This is a genomic window from uncultured Paracoccus sp. (genome assembly GCF_945915435.1).
Taxonomy (GTDB): Bacteria; Pseudomonadota; Alphaproteobacteria; order Rhodobacterales; family Rhodobacteraceae; genus Paracoccus.
The window spans coordinates 1-18811 of the sequence record NZ_CAMEFG010000007.1 but is presented as its reverse complement, the minus strand read 5'-3'; the positions used below and the strand labels follow the sequence as shown (position 1 = coordinate 18811).

The 18811-nt window shown below is 66.8% G+C and carries 21 protein-coding genes; 10 read left to right on the top strand and 11 right to left on the bottom strand.

All coding sequences use genetic code 11. The annotated features are described in order from the left end of the window. Positions 1–31 precede the first annotated feature (31 nt). Both leuD and Q0O97_RS03905 read left to right on the top strand, forming a co-directional pair. The gene (gene leuD / locus Q0O97_RS03910; protein WP_294925144.1) at positions 32–637 is read left to right on the top strand and encodes a 3-isopropylmalate dehydratase small subunit; all 606 of its coding nucleotides are present in this window, start codon (positions 32–34) and stop codon (positions 635–637) included. Further along, positions 637–1683 (top strand): endonuclease/exonuclease/phosphatase family protein, encoded by a 1047-nt coding sequence (locus Q0O97_RS03905; RefSeq protein ID WP_294925141.1) that lies wholly within the window; start codon positions 637–639, stop codon positions 1681–1683. Before leuD ends, Q0O97_RS03905 begins: the two co-directional genes overlap by 1 nt. 243 nt (positions 1684–1926) lie before the next feature. Here the strand turns inward: Q0O97_RS03905 and parC are convergent, their stop codons facing one another. Continuing rightward, the gene (gene parC, locus Q0O97_RS03900; protein WP_294925138.1) at positions 1927–4155 is read right to left on the bottom strand and encodes a DNA topoisomerase IV subunit A; all 2229 of its coding nucleotides are present in this window, start codon (positions 4153–4155) and stop codon (positions 1927–1929) included. Positions 4156–4289: 134 nt separating this feature from the next. Between parC and Q0O97_RS03895 the strand changes: the two genes are divergently transcribed. The 6 genes from Q0O97_RS03895 (at position 4290) to Q0O97_RS03870 (ending at position 8770) form a co-directional block, all read left to right on the top strand. Continuing rightward, on the top strand, positions 4290–5132 hold the full coding sequence (locus Q0O97_RS03895; RefSeq protein WP_294925135.1) for an SDR family NAD(P)-dependent oxidoreductase: 843 nt from the start codon (positions 4290–4292) through the stop codon (positions 5130–5132). Positions 5133–5142: 10 nt separating this feature from the next. Further along, positions 5143–5343 (top strand): twin transmembrane helix small protein, encoded by a 201-nt coding sequence (locus Q0O97_RS03890; protein WP_294925132.1) that lies wholly within the window; start codon positions 5143–5145, stop codon positions 5341–5343. After that, positions 5343–5921: a cob(I)yrinic acid a,c-diamide adenosyltransferase gene (locus Q0O97_RS03885; protein WP_294925128.1), complete on the top strand. Its 579-nt coding sequence runs from the start codon at positions 5343–5345 to the stop codon at positions 5919–5921. Before Q0O97_RS03890 ends, Q0O97_RS03885 begins: the two co-directional genes overlap by 1 nt. Positions 5922–6038: 117 nt before the next feature. After that, a complete protein-coding gene (locus Q0O97_RS03880; protein WP_294925125.1) occupies positions 6039–6797 on the top strand; it encodes an electron transfer flavoprotein subunit beta/FixA family protein in 759 nt (252 codons plus the stop codon). Further along, positions 6797–7723 carry an FAD-binding protein gene (locus Q0O97_RS03875; RefSeq protein ID WP_294925122.1) on the top strand — a complete coding sequence of 309 codons (927 nt, stop codon included), beginning with the start codon at positions 6797–6799 and terminating at the stop codon, positions 7721–7723. Before Q0O97_RS03880 ends, Q0O97_RS03875 begins: the two co-directional genes overlap by 1 nt. A 171-nt stretch (positions 7724–7894) precedes the next feature. Beyond that, positions 7895–8770 carry a 3-hydroxybutyryl-CoA dehydrogenase gene (locus tag Q0O97_RS03870; protein WP_294925119.1) on the top strand — a complete coding sequence of 292 codons (876 nt, stop codon included), beginning with the start codon at positions 7895–7897 and terminating at the stop codon, positions 8768–8770. Between the two features lie 64 nt (positions 8771–8834). On the opposite strand, the gene plsY is transcribed toward Q0O97_RS03870, so the two are convergent. From plsY to Q0O97_RS03850, 4 genes are read right to left on the bottom strand one after another with little or no spacing between them, the layout of a single operon-like run. Further along, the gene (plsY, locus tag Q0O97_RS03865; RefSeq protein ID WP_294925116.1) at positions 8835–9419 is read right to left on the bottom strand and encodes a glycerol-3-phosphate 1-O-acyltransferase PlsY; all 585 of its coding nucleotides are present in this window, start codon (positions 9417–9419) and stop codon (positions 8835–8837) included. Continuing rightward, positions 9416–10687: a dihydroorotase gene (pyrC, locus tag Q0O97_RS03860; RefSeq protein ID WP_294925114.1), complete on the bottom strand. Its 1272-nt coding sequence runs from the start codon at positions 10685–10687 to the stop codon at positions 9416–9418. The genes plsY and pyrC overlap by 4 nt, the downstream gene beginning before the upstream one ends. After that, complete coding sequence (locus Q0O97_RS03855; RefSeq protein ID WP_294925111.1) at positions 10684–11220, bottom strand: aspartate carbamoyltransferase catalytic subunit; 537 nt, start codon at positions 11218–11220, stop codon at positions 10684–10686. The genes pyrC and Q0O97_RS03855 overlap by 4 nt, the downstream gene beginning before the upstream one ends. Position 11221: 1 nt before the next feature. Continuing rightward, entirely contained in the window at positions 11222–12178 is a 957-nt protein-coding gene (locus Q0O97_RS03850) for an aspartate carbamoyltransferase catalytic subunit (protein ID WP_294925108.1), read from the bottom strand. Between the two features lie 109 nt (positions 12179–12287). Between Q0O97_RS03850 and cobA the strand changes: the two genes are divergently transcribed. Together cobA and Q0O97_RS03840 are read left to right on the top strand one after the other, a co-directional pair. After that, positions 12288–13016, top strand: a complete 729-nt coding sequence (cobA, locus tag Q0O97_RS03845; RefSeq protein ID WP_294925105.1) for a uroporphyrinogen-III C-methyltransferase — start codon at positions 12288–12290, stop codon at positions 13014–13016. Continuing rightward, positions 13013–13246: a sulfurtransferase TusA family protein gene (locus tag Q0O97_RS03840; protein WP_294925102.1), complete on the top strand. Its 234-nt coding sequence runs from the start codon at positions 13013–13015 to the stop codon at positions 13244–13246. Before cobA ends, Q0O97_RS03840 begins: the two co-directional genes overlap by 4 nt. 12 nt (positions 13247–13258) lie before the next feature. Here the strand turns inward: Q0O97_RS03840 and Q0O97_RS03835 are convergent, their stop codons facing one another. From Q0O97_RS03835 to gcvP, 6 genes are all read right to left on the bottom strand, one after another. Beyond that, the gene (locus tag Q0O97_RS03835) at positions 13259–13594 is read right to left on the bottom strand and encodes a DUF2794 domain-containing protein (protein WP_294925099.1); all 336 of its coding nucleotides are present in this window, start codon (positions 13592–13594) and stop codon (positions 13259–13261) included. Positions 13595–13666: 72 nt separating this feature from the next. After that, positions 13667–13945: an I78 family peptidase inhibitor gene (locus tag Q0O97_RS03830; RefSeq protein WP_294925098.1), complete on the bottom strand. Its 279-nt coding sequence runs from the start codon at positions 13943–13945 to the stop codon at positions 13667–13669. Between the two features lie 15 nt (positions 13946–13960). Continuing rightward, entirely contained in the window at positions 13961–14320 is a 360-nt protein-coding gene (locus tag Q0O97_RS03825) for an I78 family peptidase inhibitor (RefSeq protein WP_294925096.1), read from the bottom strand. Between the two features lie 114 nt (positions 14321–14434). Further along, positions 14435–15076 (bottom strand): TetR/AcrR family transcriptional regulator, encoded by a 642-nt coding sequence (locus tag Q0O97_RS03820; RefSeq protein WP_366125240.1) that lies wholly within the window; start codon positions 15074–15076, stop codon positions 14435–14437. Positions 15077–15460: 384 nt separating this feature from the next. Continuing rightward, a complete protein-coding gene (locus Q0O97_RS03815) occupies positions 15461–16600 on the bottom strand; it encodes a 2OG-Fe(II) oxygenase (protein ID WP_294925090.1) in 1140 nt (379 codons plus the stop codon). A 118-nt stretch (positions 16601–16718) separates the two neighbouring features. After that, on the bottom strand, positions 16719–18811 hold a 2093-nt coding region (gcvP, locus tag Q0O97_RS03810; protein WP_294925087.1), incomplete at its 5' end, for an aminomethyl-transferring glycine dehydrogenase.

Below are 18811 nucleotides of genomic sequence, written 5' to 3'. Positions count from 1 at the left end.
CCCCGCCCCCCATTTCATAGCGAGCAAGCCAATGGACAAATTCACCACCCTGACCGGGATCGCGGCGCCGATGCCCCTGGTCAATATCGACACCGACATGATCATCCCCAAGCAGTTCCTCAAGACGATCCATCGCTCGGGGCTGGGCAAGAACCTGTTCGACGAAATGCGCTATGACGCGCAGGGCGGCGAGAATCCCGATTTCATCCTGAACCAGCCCGCCTATCGCGAAAGCCGGATCATCGTGGCGGGGGACAACTTCGGTTGCGGCTCGTCGCGCGAACATGCGCCCTGGGCGCTGCTGGATTTCGGGATCCGCGCCGTGATCTCGACCAGCTTTGCCGATATCTTCTATAACAACTGCTTCAAGAACGGCATCCTGCCCATCGTCATGCCGCAAGAGGTGGTCGATGTGCTGATGGAGGACGCGCGCAAGGGCGCGAATGCCCGCATCACCGTCGATCTGGAAAACCAGACCGTCACCACCTCGGACGGGCAAAGCTTTCCGTTCGAGATCGATCCCTTCCGCAAGCATTGCCTGCTGAACGGGCTGGACGACATCGGGCTGACGATGGAAAAGGCGGCCAGCATCGACGCCTTCGAGCAGCAGGCCGCCCAAAGCCGCCCCTGGGTCTGATGCGCCGGCTGGCGGCGGTCGCGGCGCTGGCCGCCCTGCCCGCAACGGCCGAGCCGTTGCGCATCGCCACATTCTCGCCCGCCCTGACCCGCGACGGGCCGGGGCTGCTTCTGCGCGATATCGAATCGGGCAAGGACCGCCAGGTCGCGGCGGTGGTCGAGGTGATCAAGGCCGCCGATGCCGATATCCTGCTGCTGACCGGATTCGACTGGGACCACGACAATGCCGCGCTGACCGCCTTTGCCCGGACGCTGGCGGATGCCGGGGTGGAATATCCCCATCTGCATGCCACGCGCCCCAATCGCGGAATGGCCACCGGCATCGACCTTGACGGGGACGGGCGGCGCGGCGGACCCGGCGATGCGCAGGGTTTCGGCAGTTTTACCGGCGAAAAGGCGATGGCGCTGCTGTCGCGCCATCCGATCGGGCCGGTGACGGATCACAGCGCCCTGTTGTGGCGCGACTTGCCCGGACATGTCATGCCGCCCCTGCCGGACGAGGTGGCAGAGGTGCAGCGCCTGTCCTCGGCGGCGCATTGGGATGCGGTCGTCACGGTGCTGGACAGGCCGCTGCACCTGCTGGCCTGGTATGCGACGCCGCCGGCCTTCGACGGGCCTGAAGGGCGCAACCGCCGCCGCAACCATGACGAGGCCGTCTTCTGGCTGCAACACCTGCCCGATGCGCCTTTCGTCCTGCTGGGCAATGCCAACCTGGACCCCCATGACGGCGACGGGTGGCACCAGGCGATCCATGCGCTGCTGGAAATCACGCAGGACACCCGCCCGGCCAGCAACGGCGCAAGGCTGGCCCCGCAAGACGGCAGCAACGCCAGCCATCGGGGCGATCCGGCACTGGATACCACGGATTGGCCCGCCGACAGAACCGGCAACCTGCGGGTGGATTATGTCCTGCCCGCCAGGGGGTTGAAGGTCCTGGGAACGGGCACCATCTGGCCCGAGCCTTCGGCCCCCCTTGCCGAAGCCGTGGCGGCGGCATCGCGCCACCGGCTGGTCTGGGTCGATCTGAACTGGCCACCCGCGCGCTGAGGGGCGCCGGTTCCCGACGCAGACCCGCCATCCGCCCGCGCCCGCAACGCCCCGGCGGCATTTCGGCAATGCGGTGAATCGCCGAAATGCCGCAGGCTGCTTGCGCGCATCACGATACGGGCAAGACCGGCTGCCGCTTTCGCCGGAAATGCGACGGCAAGGTGATGAAGGACCCTGCGGCGCCCCCGGCCATGTCGATGACATGCACAGCGTGGCGGCGCTTGGGAATCACGCCGAACCGCCCTAGTTGAAGCGGTTGTCGCGGGGGAAGCCGCGCGGGGCCATGCGCCCGGCGGTGGCGCGCTTGCCCAGCCATTCGGCAAGGTCGGTTTCCAGCCGCGTGCGCCCGGCGGGATCCTTCCACGACAGGCCCTCGGCCAGGGTGATGCAGGTGGCATCCGACAACCCGCCGTCCTTGAACTTTTGCAGGCGCACGCCCTTGCCGCGTCCCATCTCGGGCAGTTCGTCCAGCGGGAAGACCAGCAGCTTGCGGTTGTCGCCGACGGTGGCGACATGGTCGCCGCTGACGGGGTGGCACAGCAACGCCTCGCCGTTCAGGACCTGCTTGCCGCTGCGGGTCTGGGCCAGGATGTCGGCGGCACCCACCACGAACCCGTCCCCCGCCTTCGAGGCGACGAGGTATTTCACCCCCTCGCGCCAGGGGAACATGCCGATCACCGCGGCATCGTTGGGCAGGTCGATCATCAGCCGCAGGGGTTCGCCCAATCCCCGCCCGCCCGGCAGCGCGGTGGGCGAGAGTGTGTAGAACCGCCCGTTCGCGCCAAAGACCATCAGCTTGTCGGTGGTCTCGGCGTGGAAGGCCATGAACGGCCCGTCGCCGTCGCGGAATTTCAGCTCGCCGTCCAGCGGCTGATGGCCCTTGAGCGCGCGGATCCAGCCCATTTTCGACAGCACGACGGTGATCGGCTCGCGCTCGATCATGGCTTCCATGTCGATGGGACCGATATCCTCGGCCTCGGCGATGACGGTGCGGCGCAGCCCGCCGGGGGCGGATTTGCCGAACTTGCCGCGCACCTCGCGCAACTCCTCGGCGATCCGGCCCCATTGCGCGGATTCGTCGGCCAGCATGGCTTGCAAGGCGGCGCGTTCCTGGGTCAGGGCGGCGTGTTCGACCTTCAGCTCGATTTCTTCCAGCCGGCGCAGGGCGCGCAGGCGCATGTTCAGGATCGCCTCGACCTGCACGTCCGACAGGGCGAATTCGGCCATCATCACCGCCTTGGGGTCGTCCTCGTGGCGGATGATCTCGATCACGCGGTCAAGGTTGAGGAAGGCGATCATGTAGCCCTCCAGCACCTCAAGCCGGGCGGCGATCTTGTCCAGACGATGCTGCGAGCGGCGCACCAACACATCGCGCCGGTGGTCCAGGAAGGCGCGCAGCACCTCTTTCAGGCTGCATACCTTGGGCTGGCGGCCGTCGATCAGCACGTTCATGTTCAGCCCGAAACGCACCTCGAGGTCGCTGACGCGGAACAGCGCCGCCATCAACTGCTCGGGGTCGACGGTGCGGGTGCGGGGTTCCAGCACGATACGCACGTCCTCGGCGGATTCGTCGCGGACATCGGCAAGGATCGGCACCCGCTTGAGCTGGATCACCTCGGCCAGACGCTCGATCAGCTTGGACTTCTGGACCTGATAGGGGATCTCGGTCACGACGATCTGCCAGTTGCCGCGGCCCAGATCCTCGCGTTCCCACTTCGCGCGCAGGCGCAGGCTGCCGCGCCCGGTGCGGTAGGCCTCGGCGATCACGTCGCGGCTTTCGACCAGCACGCCGCCGGTCGGGAAATCGGGACCGGGGATCAGCGAAACCAGCGTATCGTCGCGCGCATCGGGCGACTTGATCAGATGCAGGCAGGCGTCGACGACTTCGTGCAGGTTGTGCGGCGGGATGTTCGTGGCCATGCCGACCGCGATGCCCGACGCGCCGTTGCACAGCAGGTTCGGAAAGGCCGCAGGCAACACGACGGGTTCTTGCAGCGTGCCGTCGTAATTGGGGCGGAAATCGACCGCGTTTTCGGCCAGCCCCTCCATCAGCGCCTCGGCGGCGGCTGTCAGGCGGGCCTCGGTGTAGCGGCTGGCGGCGGGGTTGTCGCCGTCGATATTGCCGAAGTTGCCCTGCCCGTCCACCAGCGGATAGCGCATGGCGAAGGGCTGGGCCAGCCGCGCCATCGCGTCATAGATCGCCACATCGCCATGCGGGTGGTAGTTGCCCATCACGTCGCCGCTGATCTTGGCCGATTTGCGGAAGGCCCCACCCGGCGACAGCCGCAATTCGCGCATGGCGAACAGGATGCGGCGATGCACCGGCTTCAACCCGTCGCGGGCGTCGGGCAGCGCGCGGTTCATGATGGTGGACAGCGCATAGGTCAGATACCGTTCGCCGATGGCGCGCGATAGCTGCTCGGTCACGTTCTGCCCAGAGGGTTCGCCGGGGGTCTTGGTATCGTCTGACATGGGGCCGTCAATAGAACCACGCCCCGCGCCGGTCCAGCCCAATCTTGCCGCACCGTTCTTGTCGCGCGACCCCCGTTGACCTTCGCGGCGCCTTTCATTCTACTGCCGCGCGACAGGCAGGGGAACGGGTTCGCATGGACGGCAAGGCAAGCGGCAGGGGGACCGTGCTGATCACCGGCTGTTCGTCCGGCATCGGACGCGACGCGGCGTCCTTCCTTGCCGGGCGCGGCTGGCGCGTGCTGGCGACCTGCCGCGACCCCCGCGACGTCGCCGCGCTGCGGGCCGAGGGGCTGGAAAGCTTCCCCCTCGACCTCGCGTCCGAGGACAGCGTGGCCGAAGGCGCGGCCCGCGCCCTGTCGCTTGGCCCGGTCCATGCGCTGGTCAACAACGCCGCCTTCGCCCTGCCCGGCGCGGTCGAGGACCTGCCGCGCGCGGGCCTGCGCGAGATCTTCGAGACCAACCTCTTCGGCACCCACGACCTGACCCGCCGCCTGATCCCCCATTTCCGCGAAAACGGGCAGGGGCGAATCGTCAATATCAGCTCGGTCCTGGGGCTGGTCGGAATCCGCTGGCGCGGTGCCTATGCCGCCAGCAAATTCGCACTGGAAGGGCTGACCGACGTGATGCGGCTGGAAATGGCCGATACCCCCATCAAGGTCGTGCTGATCGAGCCGGGCCCGATCGCCACCATGATCCGCCAGAAATCCATCCCCCATTTCGAACGCTGGATCGACTGGGAAAACAGCGCGCGGCGCGAGGAATACCGCAAGACGCTGCTGAAACGGCTGTATCGGCCCGCAGCGAAAAAGGACCGTTTCGAACTGCCGCCCCGCGCCGTCAGCGAAAGGATCGCGCTGGCGCTGGAACATCCGCGCCCCCGTCCGCGCCATTACGTCACCCGCCCGACATGGTTTGCCGGGATCGGGCGGCGCGTCCTGTCGACGCGGGCACTGGACTGGTTCGCCCAACACGGTTAGGCCATGTAGCATGAATGATCCGACGCTTTTCACCCTTGCCGCGATCCTCTGCCTGATCGTCACCGTCATCCTGGCCATCGGGATCGGCGGTTTCGCCAGGGGAGGGGAGTTCAACCGCAAGAACGGCAACCGCATGATGCGCTGGCGCCTGATCGCGCAGGCCATCGCGGTCGCCATCCTCGTCGCCTATGTCGTCATCCGGGGGGGCTGATGGTTGTCCTGAACAAGATCTACACGCGCACCGGCGACAAGGGCGAAACCGCCCTGTCCGACGGCCAGCGCGTCGCCAAGCATTCCGCGCGCGTCGATGCCTATGGCACGGTGGACGAACTGAACGCGACCCTCGGCCTTGCCCGGCTGCATGCCGGGGCCGAGATGGCAGGCCGGATCGCGGTGATCCAGAACGACCTCTTCGACCTTGGCGCCGACCTGTCGCGGCCCGACATGGACAAGGACGGCCAGGCCCCCTATCCGGTCCTGCGCATCATCGACGCCCAGGTGGACCGGCTGGAAGCCGAGATCGACGCGATGAACGCCGACCTCGCCCCGCTACGCAGCTTCATCCTGCCCGGCGGCAGCGTGCTTTCCGCCCATCTGCACCTGTCGCGCACCGTCGCCCGCCGGGCCGAACGCGCCGCGACCCTGCTGGCAGCATTCGAACATGCGAATCCGGCGGCGGTGCGCTATCTCAACCGCCTGTCCGACTGGCTTTTCGTCGCCGGGCGGGTAGCCAACAACCAGGGGCAGGACGATATTTTATGGGTGCCGGGTGCCAGCCGTCAGGAATGATCGCCGGGCGCATGACGCCAAGGCATTCGCCGCCTCTGGGTGGAAAACAGGAATTCTTGTTGTGCAAGCTGCCTCCGGCCAGCTAACAAACCCCAAACCAGGAAGGGAGAAGGGCATATGAAGGTTCTGGTGCCTGTGAAGCGGGTAATCGACTACAACGTGAAGCCTCGTGTGAAGGCGGATGGTTCCGGCGTCGATCTTGCGAATGTGAAGATGTCGATGAACCCCTTCGACGAGATCGCGGTGGAAGAGGCGATCCGTCTGCGGGAAAAGGGCGCGGCCAGCGAGGTCGTCGCCGTCAGCATCGGCGTCAAGCAGGCGCAGGAAACGCTGCGCACGGCCTTGGCGATGGGCGCGGACCGGGCGATCCTGGTGGTGGCCGCCGATGACGTGCATCAGGATATCGAGCCTCTGGCGGTGGCCAAGATCCTCAAGGCCGTGATCGACGAGGAACAGCCCAAGCTGGTCATCGCCGGCAAGCAGGCCATCGACAACGACATGAACGCGACCGGCCAGATGCTGGCGGCGCTGCTCGGCTGGGGGCAGGCGGCATTTGCCTCGAAGATCGAGATCGAGGGCGAAGCGGCGAAAGTCACCCGCGAGGTCGACGGCGGTTTGCAGACCATTCAGGTCAGCCTGCCCGCCATCGTCACCGCCGACCTGCGGCTGAACGAGCCGCGCTATGCGAGCCTTCCCAACATCATGAAGGCCAAGAAAAAGCCGCTCGATGAAAAGACGGCGGCGGATTACGGCGTCGACGTCACGCCGCGCCTGGAGATCGTCTCGACCCGCGAACCCGAGGGCCGCAAGGCCGGGATCAAGGTCGGCTCGGTCGATGAGCTGGTAACGAAACTGAAAGAAGCGGGGGTGATCTGATGGCTGTTCTTCTGCTGGGTGAAGTCACGAATGGCGAGTTGAACCGCGACGCGACGGCCAAGGCCGTGAATGCGGTCAAGGGCTTGGGCGATGTGACGCTGCTTTGCGCAGGCGCTTCCGCGCGTGCTGCGGCGGATGAGGTCGCGAAGATCGACGGCGTGGCCCGCGTGCTGGTGGCCGAGGATGCGCGCTACGGCCACCGCCTGGCCGAACCCACTGCGGCGCTGCTGGCGGCGCTGGCGGGCGATTACGACCATATCGTCGCGCCCTCGACCACCGATGCCAAGAACGTCATGCCCCGCGTCGCCGCACTTCTGGACGTGATGGTGATCCCGGACGTCTCGGCGGTGATCGATGCCGACACGTTCGAGCGCCCGGTCTATGCGGGCAACGCGATCCAGACGGTCAAGTCGCGCGACGCAAAGAAGGTGCTGACTGTGCGCACGGCCAGCTTCGACGCGGCGGGTGAGGGCGGCGCGGCCCCGGTTTCCGACGCCACGTTGGCCGACGATCCGGGCCTGTCGAAATGGGTCGCCGACGAGGTCGCCGAGAGCGACCGCCCCGAACTGACCTCGGCCGGCCGGGTGGTTTCCGGCGGGCGCGGCGTAGGCTCCAAGGAAGACTTCGCCATCATCGAGGCGCTTGCCGACAAGCTTGGCGCCGCCGTCGGCGCCTCGCGCGCGGCGGTCGACTCGGGCTATGCCCCCAACGACTGGCAGGTCGGGCAGACCGGCAAGGTCGTCGCACCTGAACTCTACGTCGCCGTCGGCATCTCGGGCGCGATCCAGCACCTCGCGGGCATGAAGGACAGCAAGGTCATCGTCGCGATCAACAAGGACGAGGAAGCCCCCATCTTCCAGATCGCAGACTATGGCCTCGTCGGTGACCTCTTCACAACCATCCCGGAACTGACGGAAAAGCTGTAAGCACCCAAACCCCTTCTTCATCACAAAAATACCCACGGCGACCCGAAGAAGGAATCGCAACGCCGCAGAAAAAACGCAAACCGCCCGGAAACCCGACCGGGCGGTTTTCTCATTGAGGCAGGACCCCGATACCCCTATCGTCCGCCCAGGCTAGCTAAGCAGGAGGCCGTCATGGCAATTCAAACGGTGGGCGTCATCGGCGCGGGTCAGATGGGCAACGGTATCGCGCATGTCTTTGCGCTGGCCGGTTTCGACGTGATGCTGACGGATATCTCGCGCGAGGCGCTGGACAAGGCGGTCGCGCTGATTGCGCATAACCTCGACCGGCAGGTCAGCCGCGAAAAGATCTCGGCCGGGGACAAGGACGCGGCGATGAAGCGGATCTCGACCACGCTTCGCCTGCCCGACCTGGGTCAATGCGACCTGGTGATCGAGGCCGCGACCGAGCGCGAATCGGTCAAGCACGCGATCTTCGAGGAACTGGTCCCGCATCTGAAGCCGGAAACGATCCTGACGTCGAACACCTCCTCGATCTCGATCACGCGGCTGGCGAGCCGCACGGACCGCCCGGAAAAATTCATGGGCTTTCACTTCATGAACCCGGTTCCGGTGATGCAACTGGTCGAGTTGATCCGGGGCATCGCCACCGATGAGCCGACCTATGACGCCCTGATCGAGGTCGTCGAGAAGCTGGGCAAGACCACCGCCAGCGCCGAGGATTTCCCGGCCTTCATCGTCAACCGCATCCTGATGCCGATGATCAACGAGGCGGTCTATACGCTTTACGAGGGCGTGGGGAACGTGCGGTCCATCGACCGCGCCATGAAACTGGGCGCCAACCATCCGATGGGTCCACTGGAACTGGCCGATTTCATCGGGCTGGACACCTGCCTTGCGATCATGAACGTGCTGCATGAGGGTCTGGCAGACACGAAATACCGCCCCTGCCCCCTGCTGACGAAATATGTCGAAGCGGGCTGGCTGGGCCGCAAGACCGGGCGCGGGTTCTACGACTATTCCGGCGAGGAACCCGTGCCGACGCGCTAAAGCGCATCGCCGGACCGGGGCGCTGCCCCGGACCCCGGGGTATTTGGGTGATGAAGAAAGGGGCCTAGCCCTTCTTGCCGATGCGAGGCTCGGTTCCATCCAGCAGGCGGGTGATATTGGCGTGGTGGCGGATGAAGATCAGCACCGCCATGAAGCCCGCCGCCAGCGCCATTTGCGGGCCGTTGAGCAGCCAGGCTGCAATGGGCGCCCCCGCCGCCGCGACAAGCGCCGAGAGCGAGGAGATGCGGCCGACCGCCGCCGTGACCGCCCAAAGCGCGCAGGCCGTCAGGCCGACACGCCAGTCGAGTGCGATCAGCGTGCCGAGGAAGGTGGCCACGCCCTTGCCGCCCCTGAAACCCAGCCAGACCGGGAACAGGTGGCCAAGGAAGGCGGCGGCGCCTGCGAACAGGGCCGCCTGATCGCCCGCGAAGGCGCGGGCCAGCAGGACGGCGATGGCGCCCTTGCCCGAATCCAGCAGGAGCGTCGCCAGCGCGGCGGGTTTGTTGCCGGTGCGCAGCACGTTGGTCGCGCCGATATTGCCCGAACCGATCCGGCGCAGGTCGCCAAGGCCCAAGGCGCGCGTGATGACGAGGCCGAAGGGGACCGAGCCGAGCAGATAGCCCAGTGCCGCCCAGAGGATCAGGCTCATGCGGTTTCTCCGAATACGCGGGTGCCTGCGACCCAGGTTCCCAGCACCCTCCCCTGCATCCGCGCGCCGTCGAAGGGGGTGTTCTTCGACTTGGACAGCAGCGTGAAGCGGTCCAGCACGAAGGGTGCGTCAGGGTCGAACAGCACCAGATCGGCGGGCGCCCCTGCCGCAAGGCGGCCCGCGTCCAGACCGAGGCGGCGCGCCGGGTTCAGCGACATCGCCCTCCAGATCTGCGGCAGCGTCAGCCCGCCCTGATGGTAAAGCCGCATCGCGGCGGGCAGCAGGGTCTGCAAACCGACGGCGCCCGGCGCGGCCTCAGCGAAGGGCAGGCGCTTGGATTCCTCGTCCTGCGGAGTGTGGAAGCTGGCGATGACATCGATCACGCCGTCCGCCACCGCCTGCACCATCGCCATGCGGTCGTCCTCGGACCGCAAGGGCGGGGTGAAGCGGAAGAAGGTGCGGTAATCGCCCACGTCAAATTCGTTCAGCGTCAGGTGGTGGATCGAGATGCCCGCACTGACGTCCAGCCCCGCATCGCGCGCGCGCCGCAGGGCGGGCAGGCTGGCGGCCACGGTGACCTGATCGGCGTGCCAGCGGCAGCCCGTCATCGCCGCCAGCGCGAGGTCGCGGTCCAGCCCCATGACCTCGGCCATGGGCGAGACGGCGGGCAGGCCGTAGAGCGAGGCGAACTTTCCGCTGGTCGCCACCGCGCCGCGCGACAGGCCCACGTCCTGCGGGTGGCCCACGATCAGCGCGCCAAGGCCGCGCGCATAGGTCATGCAGCGCGACAGCAGCCGCGTGTCGGTCACGGTGCGCACGCCGTCGCTGAAGGCGACCGCGCCCGCGTCTTGCAGAAAGCCCATCTCGACCATCTCACGGCCCTCGCGCGATTTGGTCAAGGCGGCCATGTGGCGGATGTTGACCGGCGCATCGGCGGCGCGGCGGGCGGCGAATTCCAGCGCCTCGGGGTCGTCGATGGGGGGCAGCGTGTCGGGGCGCGCAACGATGGTGGTCACGCCCCCCGCCGCCGCCGCGCGACCGGCGGAGCGGAAGGATTCCTTGTGCCGCTCGCCCGGTTCGCCGATCTTGACGCCCCAATCGACGATGCCGGGGGCGAGGCATTTGCCGCCCGCGTCGATCAATTCCGCGCCTTCGGGGGCATCGCCGCCCACTGCCTCGATCCGGCCATCGCGGATGGTGAGGCTGCCCGGCTCGTACGTCAGCGCCTCGGGGTCGATCAGGCGGGCGTTGTGGAAATGCTGGATCATGCCTGTTCCTTTTGCCGGCGGGTGATTTGGCCGAAAACCTGTTCGGCATCGGGAATGAGCTCGAACCCGATCCGCCTGTTCAGGTCGAACCCGCCCCAACCCCTGCTGCGGGGGGCAAACCATATGGTTCCGGGGTTTCCCGGCTTCAGCGTCAGTTCGGACATGAGACTGATCGGATAGATGTCCAGGTTGCGCCCGGCCATCGGCAGGTCGCGGGCGATGAAGGCGCGGCGGTCGGTCAGGGTGTAGAAGGTCCGGGCGCGCAGCAGGGGCCGCCAGACCAGCGGCAAGGTGAACACCAGCAGGCCCACCGCGAAATGGATCAACCCGAACATCCAGAAGCTGCCCCCGCCCATGCCTGCCATTCTCATCCAGAACAGCGCAAACCCTGCAAAGGCCAATCCGAACAGCATCATCGGCAGGTCCGGCAGGCGCAGGTGGATACGCGCCGAGGGACGCCCCTGCCAGAGGATCCTCTCGCCCTTTTGCAGGATGTCTTGCCAGTTCGGCGGCATGTCGGCGGAATGGCCCACGTCAGACCTCGGCCACGAATTGCGCGCCGCGTTCCGCGCGCAGGTTGCGGGCCAAGAGGTCCATAGCGGCCATGCGGACAGCGACGCCCATTTCGACCTGATCGCGGATGACCGAGTGGTTGATGTCGTCGGCGATGGTGCCGTCGATCTCGACCCCGCGGTTCATCGGGCCGGGGTGCATGACGATGGCGTCGGGGGCGGCAAGCGCCAGTTTCTCGGCGTCCAGCCCCCAGCGGTGGTAATATTCGCGCTCGGACGGGATGAAGCCGCCGTCCATCCGCTCCTTTTGCAGGCGCAGCATCATGACGACATCGGCGCCCTTCAGGCCCTCGCGCATGTCCTCGTAGACCTCGCAGCCCAGGTCGCCCACGCCTGCGGGCATCAGCGTTGCAGGGCCGATCAGGCGCAGGCGGTTTTCCATCTTGCCCAGCAGGATCAGGTTCGAGCGCGCGACGCGGCTGTGCGCGATATCGCCGCAGATCGCGACGGTCAGGCGGTGCAGCCGCCCCTTGGCGCGGCGGATCGTCAGCGCGTCCAGAAGCGCCTGCGTGGGGTGTTCGTGCCGCCCGTCGCCCGCGTTCAGGACGGCGCAGTTCACCTTTTCCGCCAACAGCTTGACCGCGCCGGACTGGTTGTGGCGCACGACCAGCAGGTCGGGGTGCATCGCGTTCAGCGTCAGGGCGGTGTCGATCAGCGTCTCGCCCTTTTTCACGCTGGATTGCGCGACGGCCATGTTCATCACATCCGCGCCAAGGCGCTTGCCCGCCAGCTCGAAGCTGGATTGCGTGCGGGTCGAGTTTTCGAAGAACAGGTTGATCTGCGTCATCCCCGCCAGCGCGTCCGAGCGTTTGACGGTGCGCCGGTTCAGGTCGACATAGGTTTCGGCAAGGTCCAGCAAAGTGGTGATTTCGGCGGGGGCAAGGGGCTCGATCCCCAGCAGGTGGCGGGCGCGAAACATGGCAAGGGTCCCCTCATCTCATCTGCGTCTTCTATCGCAAATGTCGCGGGGCCGGGCAAGCGCGGCAAAGGGCTTGCATCGCCGCGCGGTTTGGCGCAACGGGTTGGACATGAACGATACCCTTGCCGGATTTGTCTCATTCGTATCCTCGGGACCGGGCGACCCGGAACTGCTGACCATGCGCGCCGTGGACCGGCTGCGCGGGGCCGAGGTCGTGCTTTACGACGCGCTGGCCGCCGGGCCGATCCTGGATCTTGCGGGCAGCGCCGAGCTGGTCAGCGTCGGCAAGCGCGCGGGGCGTCCCTCGGCCAAGCAGGAAAGCGTCAATGCCTTGCTGGTCGAACATGCGCAAGCGGGGCGGCGCGTGGTGCGGCTGAAATCGGGCGATGCGGGGATCTTCGGGCGGCTGGAGGAAGAAATCGCCGCCCTGCAAGCCGCCGGCATCGGGTTCGAGATCGTGCCCGGTGTCCCCTCGGCCCTTGCGGCGGCGGCGGTGGCGGGCATTCCCCTGACGCGGCGGCTGACGGCGCGGCGGCTGCAATTCGTCACCGGCGCGGATGTGACGGGCGGGGTGCCGCAGGGGCTGAACTGGGCCGCCATCGCGGACCCGCAGGCGACGACGGTGGTCTTCATGGGGCAGCGCAACTTTCCCGACCTGGCGCGCGAACTGATCGCGCGGGGCCTGCCCGCCGACACCCCGGCCCTGCTGGCCGAGGCGGTGGGCCATCCCGGCCAGAAACTGCTGCGCAGCACCGTGGCAGGACTGGCCCGCCTGCTGGAAACGGAAGGTCCCAGCCCGCATCCCGCCCTGATCTTCTACGGGCCGCTGGCGGAATGAGCATCATCGACGCCCGCGGGCTGCTGTGCCCCCTGCCTGTCCTGCGCCTGCAAAAGCGCCTGCGCGCGCTGCCGCCCGGCGCGACGGTGACGCTGCAAGCCACCGATCCCGCCGCCGTCATCGACGTGCCGCATTTCTGCAACCAGTCGGGGCACGAACTGGTCGCACAGACGGCAGTGGACGAGGGCGTGACGGAATACACCGTCCGGCGCGGCCCGGATCGCGGCTAGCCCCCGGAAACGTCAATCCACGGGGCGGATCAGCTTGCGCTCCAGCACGCGCAGCACCGTGCGCAGGTCGTGGCCGCGCTTCAACACCCGCCCGTCCATGCCGATCACCGCATAGGCCCCTTGCGCATTGCGCAGGCGGGGGCGCTTTTCGATGCGGTAGATCGGATGTTCGGCGGCGCGGCGAAAGATGGAAAACACCGCCACCTCGCGCAGGAAGGACATGGCGTAATCGCGCCATTCCCCCGCCGCCACCATGCGGCCATAGACCGAGAGGATGACACCAAGCTCGGCCCGGTCGAAACTCACTCGCTCAGCGTCGCGCATATGGGCAGGCACAGGGTTGGACATGACGCGATGGTGGCAGCGCCCGATGCGGGCCGCAACAACAAAGCGCGGCCCCTTCGCGATGGTCCTGCCCGGTCAGTAGCAGGAAACCTTGTCGATGCGGCCATTCGCGCCGATCTCGATATTCAGGCGGTCGATGCGGTAATCCATCGTGATCGCCTGGTTGGGCCGGATGACGCGGGTGCCCGCGGGGAAACGCATCTGGTCCAGGACGGATTCGGGCTGCCCTTCCAGCCCCGAAAAGCCCGAGGCGCCGCAGGCGTCGGTGGTCTCATCCTCGGGCGGGGTGGCGGTCGGCGCGGGTTCGCAGGCGGCCAGCAGGGCAAACGGGATCAGGGCAAGATATCGGCGCATCGGATCGTTCCTTCTTCAGCCGCAATCAATGTTCGAGATGTTGCCCATCTGGTCCAGACGGAAAACGATGCGCTGCGGATCATATTCCTGCGATTCGATGCCGCGATAGGCGACCACGCGATGGGGCCGCGACAGGCCAAGCGAGGGGATGGCCGAAGCGGGCTGGCCGATCGCGCTGCGATGGTTCTGCGCGCCGCAGACGTCGGGTTCGCGCGACTGGAACCCGCCGGACGCGGCGACCGGCAGGGGTTCGTAGGCGGGCAGGGCCGCCGGCATCGGCTGGGCCGGAAGCGGTTCATGGAAGGGCGCATGCTGCGGCGCCATGCAGGCCGCCAGCGGCGACGCGACCAGAAGCGCAATCAGGGCTTGTTTCATTCGTCGGACTTCCAGTTCGGGAATTCATGCAATGGTTTGCACTATATGCGCCGCTTTCGGGTTTGAGAACCGCGAAGGCGTCCCGCCCCGCTCACATTTCAGCGCATGGCGCGGTCAGCCCGGCTGATCCGCGGCCCGGTTCCGGACCCCATATGCGGCCATGAACATCGCGACCGCGCCCCGGTTGACGCGGCGCAGCATGTCCCGGTCCACCGATTCCCGGCCCAGGAAGATCGCCCGGTCCTGGATCGTGGTGCCCGCAAGGCGGATCAACTGGTCGGCGGCCAGTTCGAAATCGTCCACCACCAGTTCGCCCCGCTCGACGCAGCGTTCCAGATAGCGGACAAGCTGGCTGCGCAGAAGGCCGGGACCGGCATCGTAATATTCCTGCGCAAGGCTGGGAAAACGCTCGGCCTCGCCGACGCTGACGCGATAGACGCGCGCGCCGAAATCGGATGTAAGCTGCGAGGAAATCATCTGGACGATGAAGGGCAGCACCTGCTCGACCGGCAGGTCCACGTCGATCAGCGCGCTGGCGTCGGCGGTGTCGCGGCTGAGTTCGGCGCGAAACACCTCGATGAACATGAGGCGCTTGTCAGGGAAATAGCTGTAGAGCGTGGCCTTCGAGACCGCGGCTTCACGGGCGATGTCATCGACGCTGGCACCTTCGAAACCATCGCGCAGAAAGACCTTGCGCGCCCCTTCCAGGACCTGTGCGAACTTGCGGCCACGCGTGATGGGAAGATCCTTTGACATCATGCTACCTCCTAAAACAACCAAACAGACTGAAACTGCGATGTCATCAAGCTTACTTTACGGAAACACAAAACAGACATAATTGCGACAGGTGGGCGCGATAAACCGTTTTGTTCCGTTTGTCACCTGTTTTTCATACCCCGTCCGATGTGAAAAGTGAGCCGGGTTTCGTCAAAAAAATCCTTAAAAATAAAAGCAAATTCTATCTGATGCCGCGTCGGAACATGGGGACCCGATAGTGGATCGCACAAGGAAAGGCACTGCGTGATATTGTCCTATTGGCGCAAACCCGCCGATGCATACCGGCGAGTCGCGTTCATCGGCGCAACCCTTGCGCGAACGCCTTGGTCCGCGCTGCCCCGGCGCCCGGTGATTCGCCCCCGATCAGGGCACGGCCCGCTGCGGCCCGGCGCCTGCTGCGCCCACCGATTGCGCGTTTGTTTCGCGGATCTTCGCCGCCGCCTCATCGTAAAGAAAGGGCAGGAAGGCAAAGCGCCGCCCGGCGGTCACCTGCCCCACGCGATGCAGCAGTGAGCAGGAAAAGACCACCGCCCCGCCCGCAGGGGCCTTGAAGCTGCGCGGGCCGTATTCGGGAAAGCCCACCTCGCCCCCCTGGAAATCGTCGTTGAGATTGATCGAGACGGCAAAGCGGCGATGGGCGGTCCCGGTGGTGGTATTGTCGCGATGGGCGGCGAAATGCCCGCCGTCCCGCGCATCATAGCACGATACGATGTAACGCTCCATCCTGGTGGCGGCGAAGTGGTGGGCCTTGGCGATTTCCGGGATCACGCGGCGCACGAATCGCGCCTGTATCTGCGCGATCAGCTCGGTGTCGCGGATGACGTAATCCTTGCGCCGCTTGAAGCGCGCGTCGCTGGCCGCCACCGTGCGCGCGCCCTCTTGCCGCATGAAGCCGCTTTCCTCGCCCCCGTGGCGGTCGTAAAGCGCGATCAGGTGGCGGCACAGTTCCGGCTCGAACACGCGGGGCAGGAACAGGATCGGCGCTTGCAGGGGGACGCCCGCGAAACCGCCGGGCGGGGGCAGGCCCGCCACCAGGTCCAGCAGCCGGATCACGTCCGAACCGTCCGGGGCGAAGGGGATATTCTCGATCACGCGCATGGTCGGGTCGATCACCAGCCAGAAGCGCGGCAATGCGCGCGGATCCGCGCCCTGCACGTGGCGGTCGATCAGCCGATAGCGCCGGGCGATCCGGTGGTCGAAGTCCCAGAAGATGCGGCAACCCGGCAGGCGGTCGGCCAGCCGCCCCTGCGCCTCGTCCTGCGGGTCCTGGGTGACGGCGAAAAAGCTGGCGTGTTCGTCGTCGAACAGGTCCCGGCGCGCCATGATCGCCCGCATGGCCCGCTGCACCGCCGGATCCCCGCCCGAACCGGCAAACCCCAGCACCAGGTAGCGCCCCGCCGCCGAATCGAAGGAAAAGCGCGGGTTGGCATGGGTGCGCTGGACAAATCCGGGCGCGGGATCGCCGCCGACGGGCAGGACGGGCAAAGGCTGTAGCTGAAACACGGGCGGGCGCACCTGATCCGAAAAACCGACTTTCCCCCTGTATACAGGGCCGGGCCGGCTTTTCATCCCGAACAAAAAGCAATTCCCGGCCACCCTTTCGGACAGCCGGGGCATCGCGTCAGTCGTCGGCGTAATCCTCCAGCGGCGGACAGGTGCAGACCAGGTTGCGGTCGCCATAAGCGTTATCGACCCGCCCGACCGGAGGCCAGTATTTGTCCACCCGGAACGCGCCCGGCGGGAAGCAGCCCTGTTCACGCGAATAGGGGCGGTCCCATTCGGCGACCAGGTCCTCGACCGTGTGGGGGGCGTGGCGCAGGGGGCTGTCCTGCGCCGGAACGCGGCCCTCGGCAACCTCGGTGATCTCGTCGCGGATGGCCAGCATGGCGGTGACGAAGCGGTCGATCTCGGCCTTGGTTTCGGATTCGGTCGGCTCGACCATCAGCGTTCCGGCGACCGGCCAGCTCATGGTGGGGGCATGGAATCCGTTGTCGATCAGGCGCTTGGCGATGTCGTCCACGGTGACGCCATGTTCCGCGAAGGGGCGCATGTCCAGGATGCATTCATGCGCGACGCGGCCCCGGTTGCCCATGAACAGCACCGGATAGGCCCCCGCCAGCCGGCTGGCGATATAGTTGGCGTTCAGGATCGCGACGCGCGTGGCCTGCGTCAGCCCCGCCCCGCCCATCATCACGATATAGGCCCATGAAATCAGCAGGATCGAGGCGCTGCCCCAGGGCGCCGCGCTGACCGCGCCCCGGCCCTCTTCGCGCGGGTCGCCCGGCACGAAGGGCGCCAGGTGCGCCTTGACGCCGATCGGCCCCATGCCCGGCCCGCCCCCGCCATGCGGGATGGCAAAGGTCTTGTGCAGGTTCAGGTGGCTGACGTCGCCGCCGATATCGCCGGGCCGGACCAACCCGACCATCGCATTCATGTTCGCGCCGTCGATATAGACCTGCCCGCCATGCTCATGCGTGATGCGGCAGACGTCGCGCACGGTATCCTCGAAGACGCCATGCGTGGAAGGATAGGTGATCATCGCTGCCGCCAGCCGGTCGCCAGCCTGCGCCGCCTTGTCGGCGAAATCCTCCAGGTCGATATCGCCGTTGGGGGCGGATTTGACGACGACCACCTTCATCCCCGCCATCTGCGCGCTGGCGGGGTTGGTGCCATGCGCGCTGACGGGAATCAGGCAGATGTCGCGGGCCTCGCCGCGCGCGCGGTGATAACCCGCGATCGCCAGCAGCCCGGCATATTCGCCCTGCGCGCCGCTGTTGGCCTGCAGGGAAAAGGCGTCATAGCCCGTGATCGCGCAAAGCTTGTCGGACAGGTCGGCGAACACCTCGTGATAGCCCGCCGCCTGGTCCTGGGGCGCGAAGGGATGCAGGCCGCCGAACTCGGGCCATGTCAGCGGCATCATCTCGGCCGCGGCGTTCAGCTTCATCGTGCAGGAGCCAAGCGGGATCATCGCCCGGTCCAGCGCCAAGTCGCGGTCCGAGAGGCGGCGCATATAGCGCATCATCTCGGATTCCGCGCGGTTCATGTGAAAGATCGGATGCGTCAGGTAATCGCTTTCACGCAGCAGATCCTCGGGGATGGCAGGGGTGTCGGCAGGCCGCGCCGGGTCCGAGATGCCAAAGGCGTCCAGCACCCGCGCGATCACGCCGCCGTCGGTCAGTTCGTCGACGGAAATCCCCACGCGGTCCCGCCCGACCCTGCGCAGGTTGATCCCGCGCTGCCGCGCGGCGGCCAGGATCCCCGCCTGCCCGACGCCCACGCGAACGGTGATCGTGTCGAAGAAGGCCTGGGGCGCGACCTCGGCCCCGGCGGCGCGCAGCGCATCGGCCAGCGTGACCGCGTTCAGATGGACCCGCTGCGCAATGGCGCGCAGCCCCTCGGGCCCGTGGAAAACCGCGTAGAATCCGGCCATCACGGCCAGCAGGGCCTGGGCCGTGCAGACGTTCGAGGTCGCCTTTTCCCGACGGATATGCTGCTCGCGCGTTTGCAGGGACAGGCGATAGGCCTTGTTGCCCTTGGCGTCGATGGAAACGCCGACGATCCGGCCCGGCATGGCGCGCTTCATCGCATCGCGGCAGGACATGAACCCGGCATGAGGCCCGCCATAACCCATCGGCACGCCGAACCGCTGCGCGCTGCCGACGGCGATATCGGCCCCCATCGCGCCCGGCTCCTTCAGCAGGCACAGCGCCAGCA

Coding starts and splice junctions, on each gene's coding strand:
- Q0O97_RS03875 (WP_294925122.1), top strand. CDS start 6,797: ATGGCTGTTCTTCTGCTGGGTGAAGTCACGAATGGCGAGTTGAACCGC.
- Q0O97_RS03850 (WP_294925108.1), bottom strand. CDS start 12,178: ATGTTTCGCGCCCGCCACCTGCTGGGGATCGAGCCCCTTGCCCCCGCC.
- Q0O97_RS03895 (WP_294925135.1), top strand. CDS start 4,290: ATGGACGGCAAGGCAAGCGGCAGGGGGACCGTGCTGATCACCGGCTGT.
- Q0O97_RS03870 (WP_294925119.1), top strand. CDS start 7,895: ATGGCAATTCAAACGGTGGGCGTCATCGGCGCGGGTCAGATGGGCAAC.
- Q0O97_RS03840 (WP_294925102.1), top strand. CDS start 13,013: ATGAGCATCATCGACGCCCGCGGGCTGCTGTGCCCCCTGCCTGTCCTG.
- Q0O97_RS03835 (WP_294925099.1), bottom strand. CDS start 13,594: ATGTCCAACCCTGTGCCTGCCCATATGCGCGACGCTGAGCGAGTGAGT.
- Q0O97_RS03825 (WP_294925096.1), bottom strand. CDS start 14,320: ATGAAACAAGCCCTGATTGCGCTTCTGGTCGCGTCGCCGCTGGCGGCC.
- Q0O97_RS03885 (WP_294925128.1), top strand. CDS start 5,343: ATGGTTGTCCTGAACAAGATCTACACGCGCACCGGCGACAAGGGCGAA.
- pyrC (WP_294925114.1), bottom strand. CDS start 10,687: ATGATCCAGCATTTCCACAACGCCCGCCTGATCGACCCCGAGGCGCTG.
- Q0O97_RS03905 (WP_294925141.1), top strand. CDS start 637: ATGCGCCGGCTGGCGGCGGTCGCGGCGCTGGCCGCCCTGCCCGCAACG.
- Q0O97_RS03820 (WP_366125240.1), bottom strand. CDS start 15,076: ATGTCAAAGGATCTTCCCATCACGCGTGGCCGCAAGTTCGCACAGGTC.
- plsY (WP_294925116.1), bottom strand. CDS start 9,419: ATGAGCCTGATCCTCTGGGCGGCACTGGGCTATCTGCTCGGCTCGGTC.
- Q0O97_RS03830 (WP_294925098.1), bottom strand. CDS start 13,945: ATGCGCCGATATCTTGCCCTGATCCCGTTTGCCCTGCTGGCCGCCTGC.
- cobA (WP_294925105.1), top strand. CDS start 12,288: ATGAACGATACCCTTGCCGGATTTGTCTCATTCGTATCCTCGGGACCG.
- leuD (WP_294925144.1), top strand. CDS start 32: ATGGACAAATTCACCACCCTGACCGGGATCGCGGCGCCGATGCCCCTG.
- Q0O97_RS03880 (WP_294925125.1), top strand. CDS start 6,039: ATGAAGGTTCTGGTGCCTGTGAAGCGGGTAATCGACTACAACGTGAAG.
- Q0O97_RS03890 (WP_294925132.1), top strand. CDS start 5,143: ATGAATGATCCGACGCTTTTCACCCTTGCCGCGATCCTCTGCCTGATC.
- parC (WP_294925138.1), bottom strand. CDS start 4,155: ATGTCAGACGATACCAAGACCCCCGGCGAACCCTCTGGGCAGAACGTG.